This is a genomic window from Tardiphaga sp. (assembly GCF_044336785.1).
GTDB lineage: Bacteria > Pseudomonadota > Alphaproteobacteria > Rhizobiales > Xanthobacteraceae > Tardiphaga.
The window spans coordinates 22718-29684 of record NZ_JBIIOT010000064.1 but is presented as its reverse complement, the minus strand read 5'-3'; the positions used below and the strand labels follow the sequence as shown (position 1 = coordinate 29684).

Here is a 6967-nt window from a genome sequence, read left to right as displayed (position 1 = left end):
CCCGGCTTCGCTGCGCTACGCCGGACGACCTCTCACCGGCGGGGAGAGGTGTCAGAGCGTCGCTGCCGCCCGCTTACGAAAAATCAACCCTTTGATTTATCAACGAAAAGAAACCCTGTTCGCTTGACTCCGGCCATGGTTTCACCCGAAAAGCCTGCCACGGCAGTTTCGCCCGCCGTGTCTCCTCCCCATATTCGATGAATGACCGATCCCATGCGCAGCTATCTCGACTTTGAAAAGCCGGTCGCCGAGCTTGATTCCAAGATCGACGAATTGCGCGTGCTCGCCGCCGGCGGCAGCGATATCGGCGAGGAGATCGTCCGCATCGAGGACAAGGCGGTCGCGGCCCTTCATGAGCTCTATGCGAATCTGACGCCGTGGCAGAAGACCCAGGTCGCGCGCCATCCGCAGCGCCCGCATTGCTTCAATTACATCGACTCGCTGATCACTGAATTCACCCCGCTCGCCGGCGACCGCAAGTTCGGCGAGGACGAGGCACTGGTCGCCGGCTTCGGCCGTTTTCGCGGCGAGAGCGTGTGCGTCCTCGGCCAGGAAAAGGGCTCCACCACCGAGACCCGCCTCAAGCACAATTTCGGCATGGCGCGCCCGGAAGGCTACCGCAAGGCGGTGCGCCTGATGGAAATGGCTGACCGCTTCGGCCTGCCCGTTCTGTCGCTGGTGGACACCGCCGGCGCCTATCCCGGCATCGGCGCGGAAGAGCGCGGCCAGGCGGAAGCCATCGCGCGCTCCACCGATGCCTGCCTTGGTCTTGGCGTGCCGAATGTCGCCGTGATCATCGGTGAAGGCGGTTCGGGCGGCGCAATCGCCATCGCCACCGCCAACAAGGTGCTGATGCTGGAACACGCGATCTACAGCGTGATCTCGCCGGAAGCGGCATCCTCGATCCTGTGGCGCGATTCATCGAAGGCGCAGGAAGCGGCGACCAACATGAAGATCACCGCGCAGGATCTGCTGCGGTTTGGTGTGATCGATCAGGTGCTCAAGGAGCCTGCGGGCGGCGCGCATCGCGATCCCGCGGCGATGATTGCCACGACGGGCGATGCGATCGCCCAGGCACTGAAGGATCTGAGCGGCATGGATGCTGCGGCTGTGCGCCAGCAGCGCCGGCAGAAGTTTCTGGATATCGGCCGGAAGATCGGCTGAGATCCCAACCTCCTGCAAGGGCAAGGCTATCAGCGCGGACGAGGATAGTGCTCGGCCTGCATGGTTCGAGACGCCCGCTTCGCGGGCTCCTCACCATGAGGGTCTTCTACCGAGTCATACTCTTCCCTCATCCTGAGGAGCGGCCTTCTCAGGCCGCGTCTCGAAGGATGGCAGCAGGCTGCTTCCGACGGCTTTTTTCATTCACGCAACCAGCAAAAAGCCCGCCTTTCGGCGGGCTTTCGCGTTTCAGCAGCAAATATCGCCGCGTTACTTCGTCGCCGGAGGCGCCATCTTGGTGTCAGCCGGCTTCGGCGCATCCTTGGCGGCCGGAGCCGCCGGCGTCGCAGCCGCCTGATCCAGACGCTCGACCTTCGCGGCTTCGCGCAGCTTGGTGACGTAATCGGCCTGGGCCTTGCGGACCACATATTGCTCGATCTGCGGCTTCACCTGATCGAAGGACGGCGCCTGGCGGTTGCGCTTTTCCTCGACCTTGATGATGTGCCAGCCGAACTGCGACTTCACCGGGTCCGAGATCTTGCCCGGCTCCAGTTCGAACGCGACCTTGGAGAATTCCGGCACCATCTGGTCCTTGGTGAAGAAACCGAGATCGCCGCCATCGGCCGCACCCGGATCCTTCGAGGACTTCTTCGCCAGTTCGGCGAAATTGGCGCCCTTCTTCAGTTCCTCGGCGATCTTCTTGGCCTCGTCCTCGCTCTCCACCAGGATGTGGCGGGCATGGACTTCCTGCTCGCCGGAAATCTGCTTGGCGGCGTCCTCATAGACCTTCTTCATATTGGCGTCGGTCAGCGATTCCTTGCCTTCCGAACCGAGCAGGCTGTCCATCAGCAGGCGGTTGCGGGCGAAGGCCAGCTTCGACTTGAACTCCTCGCGATCGGCGACCTTCTTGTCCTCGGCGGCCTTGGCGACGATCTTCATGTCGATCAGGAACGACAGGACGTTGTCCTTGCGGGACGCCGGATCCATCTGGGCGAGGCTCGGCCCGAGCTCTTCTTCGGCGATGGCCACGTCGCTCTGGCGGATTTCCTGGCCGTTGACCTTGGCCAGAACCGGATTCGCGTCCTGCGCGTAAACCGGGAAACTGGACAGGAACGCCACCGCAACAGCGCCGGTGAGCGAGGCCAGGGTCAGGCCGGGGCGCTGGCCCAGCTTCTTAGCGGGCGGTACGAAGGTCATCGGAAATTCCTCAATCTGAAGGTGCCTGTTGGGACGGCGGGACACTCTCCCAAACAACTCAAATTGGCAACGCGAAAACTCTGTCAAAATCATGAAATCCTTGACAGGTTGCCGCCGTTGACATCCCCCCACACGCCCCATATCTCTCCCCGACCGGGCCGGTGGCGAAGGTGCGATTTCGGCTGCGCCGTGGCCGTTGAACCCCTGATCGCCCGACCTCCACTGATCACCGTCGGCCTTTACGCCGGCAGGCGGAGCGCCGTTTCAACTGGCGATCCGCTGAACCAATTCCACGGCCTTCGCAGGCCGCATCGAGAAGACAGGATTTCGTGATGATCGGCGCGCTCGCCCGCAAGCTTTTCGGCTCCGCCAACGACCGCCGCATCAAGACGTATCAGACGCGCGTCGCTGCCATCAATGCGCTGGAGCCGGAAATCGCCGCGCTGTCCGATGACGCGCTGAAGGCCCGCACCGCCGACTTCAAGGCGCAGCTGGAAGCCGGCAAGAGCCTCGACGACATCCTCGTGCCCGCTTTCGCCACCGTCCGCGAAGCCGCCAAGCGCACCCTCGGCCAGCGTCATTTCGACGTGCAGCTGATCGGCGGCATGGTGCTGCATGAAGGCGACATTGCCGAGATGAAGACCGGCGAAGGTAAAACCCTGGTCGCCACCCTCGCCGTCTATCTCAACGCGCTCGCCGGCAAGGGCGTCCACGTCGTCACCGTCAACGATTACTTGGCCAAGCGCGACAGTGGCTGGATGGGCCAGATCTACGGCTTCCTCGGCCTTACCACCGGCGTGATCGTGCACGGCCTCGACGATGCCGAGCGCCAACAGGCCTATGCCTGCGACATCACCTACGGCACCAATAACGAATACGGCTTCGATTATCTCCGCGACAACATGAAATACCGGCTGGAGGACATGGTCCAGCGCGGGCACAACTTCGCGATCGTCGACGAAGTCGACTCGATCCTGATCGACGAAGCGCGCACGCCGCTGATCATCTCCGGCCCGCTCGACGACCGTTCGGAATTCTACAATACCATCGACACCTTCCTGCCCTCGCTTGAGCGCAAGGTCGACTTCGAGGTCGACGAGAAGCAGCGCACGGTGGCGCTGACCGAAGCCGGCATGGAGAAGATCGAAACCCTGCTGCGCGACGCCGGCCAGCTCAAGGGCGACAACCTCTACGACGTCGAGAACGTCTCCGTCGTGCATCACGTCAACCAGGCGCTGCGCGCCCATTCGCTGTTCAATCGCGACAAGGATTACATCGTCCGCGACGACGAAGTGATCATCATCGACGAGTTCACCGGCCGCATGATGCAGGGCCGCCGTTATTCGGAAGGCCTGCACCAGGCGCTGGAAGCCAAGGAACACGTCACGGTCCAGCCGGAAAACCAGACGCTGGCCTCGATCACCTTCCAGAACTACTTCCGCATGTATGGCAAGCTGGCCGGCATGACCGGTACGGCGCTGACCGAAGCGGACGAACTGTTCGACATCTACAAGCTCGAAGTCGTCGAGGTGCCGACCAATATCGGCATCAACCGTCTCGACGAGGACGACGAAGTCTACCGCACCCACGGCGAGAAGAACGCCGCGATCCTGGCCGAAATCCAGCGCGCCAATGCGCGCATGCAGCCGGTGCTGGTGGGTACCGCCTCGATCGAGAAGTCGGAAGTGCTGGCCGAGTTCCTGCTCAAGAACGGCTACAAGATGATCGACTTTGCCGATCCCAAGGGCATGGACAAGCTCTATGCGGCGGCGCGCGCCGGCAAGCCGGCCAAGCTGTTCGCCGTGCTGAATGCCCGCTTCCACGAGCAGGAAGCCTATATCGTTGCCGAGGCCGGCGTCCCCGGCGCCATCACCATCGCCACCAACATGGCCGGCCGCGGCACCGACATCAAACTCGGCGGTTCCTGGGAAATGCGCGCGCAGATCGCGACCGCCGGCATCGAGGATGAAGCCGCGAAGGCCGCCAAGATCGCCGAGATCAAGGCCGAAATCGAAACCTTCCGTGCGGCTGTGCTCAACGCCAAGGACATCGTCGAGATCGAGCCGGCCAAGGGCAACAAGCCCGCCAAGACCGTCGAGAAGCCCGGCGGCCTCTACATCATCGGCTCCGAACGCCATGAGTCGCGCCGTATCGACAACCAGCTGCGCGGCCGCTCCGGTCGTCAGGGCGATCCCGGCCGCTCGAAATTCTATCTGTCGCTGGAAGACGACCTGATGCGCATCTTCGGATCGGATCGGCTCGACACCATGCTGACCCGCCTTGGCCTGCAGGAAGGCGAAGCGATCATCCATCCGTGGATCAACAAGGCGCTGGAAAAGGCGCAGCAGAAGGTCGAGGCGCGCAACTTCGACATCCGCAAGAACCTGCTGAAATATGACGACGTGCAGAATGACCAGCGCAAGGTCATCTTCGAGCAGCGCATCGACCTGATGCAGAATGACAGCGTCGCCGACACCGTGGCCGACATGCGCCACGCTTTCGTCGAGGAGCTGGTCACCAAGCACGTGCCGGAAAACCAGTATGCCGAGCAGTGGGACGTGGCCGGCCTGAAGGAAGAGCTGAAGCGCGTGCTCGACCTCGACCTGCCCGTCGATGAATGGGCGAAGGAAGAAGGCATCGCGGACGAGGAAATCCTCAGCCGCATCGAGCAGAAGGCCGACGAACACATGGCGGCCAAGGTCGCCCAGTGGGGCCCCGACGTGATGCGTTACGTCGAGAAGACGATCCTGCTGCAGACGCTGGATCATCTGTGGCGCGAGCATCTGGTGATGCTGGATCATCTGCGCCAGGTCATCGGCCTGCGCGGCTACGGCCAGCGCGATCCGCTGCAGGAATACAAGGCGGAAGCGTTCAACCTGTTCGAGGCGCTGATCTCGAACATGCGTGAGGCCGTGACGGCGCAGCTGATGCGCGTCGAGATCGTGCCGCCGGAACAGCAGCCCGAACTGCCGCCGATGGAAGCGCACAAGCTCGATCCCAACACCGGCGAAGACGAGATGGCCTATGCCAATGCCGCACTGACGGGCCCTGGTGCTGCCGTGGTGCCGGCGGCGCAGCGCGATCCGAACAATCCGGAGACGTGGGGCAAGGTGGGGCGCAACGAGGATTGCCCGTGCGGGAGCGGCAAGAAGTTCAAGCACTGCCACGGGCGGTATGCGTGAGGATGGGTGGGGTTGCCGATAGGCTGTCGCCTGCGGCACCCCCATCCCCGGCCCTTCCCCGCAAGGGGGAAGGGTGAAGGGGAGTCCCTACCAACGACGGGCGTTTCAATTTTGAACTAACCGGCTTTCAAGCCAAAAGCGCCGCGCTTAGTGCCCCCTTCCCCCTTGCGGGGAAGGGTCGGGGATGGGGGTCACCACGCTCTGGATGACCTGAAGCACTCCGTCGATATTCTCAAAGACCTCATGATTCCAGAACCGGAGCACGCGATAGCCGCGAGCTTCGATATAGGCCGTGCGGCGCGCATCGGCCTCACGCTGCCAGTCATGCTGGCCGCCATCGAGTTCAATCACCAGCCTCGCCTTGCGACTCGCAAAATCCACGATGAACGGGCCGATCAGTGCCTGACGCCGGAAGTGTGAGCCGGTGAGTGTGATGTCGTGCTTCAGCCGCGGCCAGAGTCTGCGCTCCGCGTCAGTCGGATCGCGGCGCATCTGGTCGGCGAAGGCGTGTTGGCGATCGTTCATAGAGCGACCTCAAAACACTTCGATGGAGCTTGCGGCACCCCCATCCCCGGCCCTTCCCCGCAAGGGGGAAGGGAGCACTGGGGGCATCGCCAAGTCTAATATCACAACCGGCGGGAACTTGCCTGTGCTCCTCATCATTGCCATCCTCGCGCACTCGCGAGGAGCCCGTTGATGCTATCCGACACCGAACTGATGATCCGCCTCCTCTCCGCCGCCGCCCTCGGCAGCCTGATCGGTTTCGAGCGCGAACGGCTGCTGTGGGCGGCCGGCATTCGCACCCATATGCTTGTCTGCGTCGGCTCCTGCCTGATCATGCTGGTCTCGCAATATGGCTTCAGCCACATCCTCACCCAGGAGCATGTCGTGCTCGATCCCTCGCGTATCGCAGCGCAGGTGGTGTCGGGGATCGGCTTTCTCGGCGCGGGCGCGATCCTCGTGCGCGGCGAGATCGTCAAGGGGCTGACGACGGCGGCGAGTGTATGGACGGTCGCCGCGATCGGACTCGCGGTCGGCGGCGGGCTCTATCTCGCAGCGGGTGCGTCGACCGTGATCATCCTGCTCATCCTCGTCGGCATGAAGCCGCTGGAGGAGGCGTATCGCTCGCGCAACCAGACCTGCATGCTGAAAGTGGAAGTCGAGAACAACGCGCTGACGCCGGAGCTGTTGCGCGAAACGCTGACGCTGCGGCCCGGCCAGGTGAAACGGTTCTTGGTGGAGAGCCGCGATCCCGAGGGCATCGACCAGCTGGCGATCCTGCTCAGCAAGGTGTCGTCGCAGGATATCGCGACCTATCCGGACAAGCTGCAGGAGCTCGACGGGGTGCGCACGGTGACGGTGGTGAAGCGGGTGAAGGATCGGCCGGCGGATATGACGTGATGCACGTGGCCGTAGGGCGGATGAGC

Annotated in this window: 5 protein-coding genes; 3 read left to right on the top strand and 2 right to left on the bottom strand. The window is 63.1% G+C overall.

The window, feature by feature from the left end; all coding sequences use genetic code 11:
• Positions 1 to 201: 201 nt before the first annotated feature.
• Entirely contained in the window at positions 202 to 1164 is a 963-nt protein-coding gene (locus ACIQ2A_RS17770) for an acetyl-CoA carboxylase carboxyltransferase subunit alpha (RefSeq protein WP_398481619.1), read from the top strand.
• A 267-nt stretch (positions 1165 to 1431) separates the two neighbouring features.
• Here the strand turns inward: ACIQ2A_RS17770 and ACIQ2A_RS17765 are convergent, their stop codons facing one another.
• The gene (locus tag ACIQ2A_RS17765) at positions 1432 to 2358 is read right to left on the bottom strand and encodes a peptidylprolyl isomerase (RefSeq protein ID WP_398481617.1); all 927 of its coding nucleotides are present in this window, start codon (positions 2356 to 2358) and stop codon (positions 1432 to 1434) included.
• A 332-nt stretch (positions 2359 to 2690) separates the two neighbouring features.
• Between ACIQ2A_RS17765 and secA the strand changes: the two genes are divergently transcribed.
• Positions 2691 to 5540: a preprotein translocase subunit SecA gene (gene secA, locus ACIQ2A_RS17760; protein ID WP_398481615.1), complete on the top strand. Its 2850-nt coding sequence runs from the start codon at positions 2691 to 2693 to the stop codon at positions 5538 to 5540.
• Between the two features lie 147 nt (positions 5541 to 5687).
• Here secA and ACIQ2A_RS17755 read toward each other — a convergent pair whose 3' ends face one another.
• Positions 5688 to 6065 (bottom strand): endonuclease domain-containing protein, encoded by a 378-nt coding sequence (locus tag ACIQ2A_RS17755; protein WP_398481612.1) that lies wholly within the window; start codon positions 6063 to 6065, stop codon positions 5688 to 5690.
• Positions 6066 to 6236: 171 nt separating this feature from the next.
• On the opposite strand from ACIQ2A_RS17755, the gene ACIQ2A_RS17750 reads away from it, so the two are divergent.
• Positions 6237 to 6941 (top strand): MgtC/SapB family protein, encoded by a 705-nt coding sequence (locus ACIQ2A_RS17750; protein ID WP_398481610.1) that lies wholly within the window; start codon positions 6237 to 6239, stop codon positions 6939 to 6941.
• Positions 6942 to 6967: the final 26 nt, after the last annotated feature.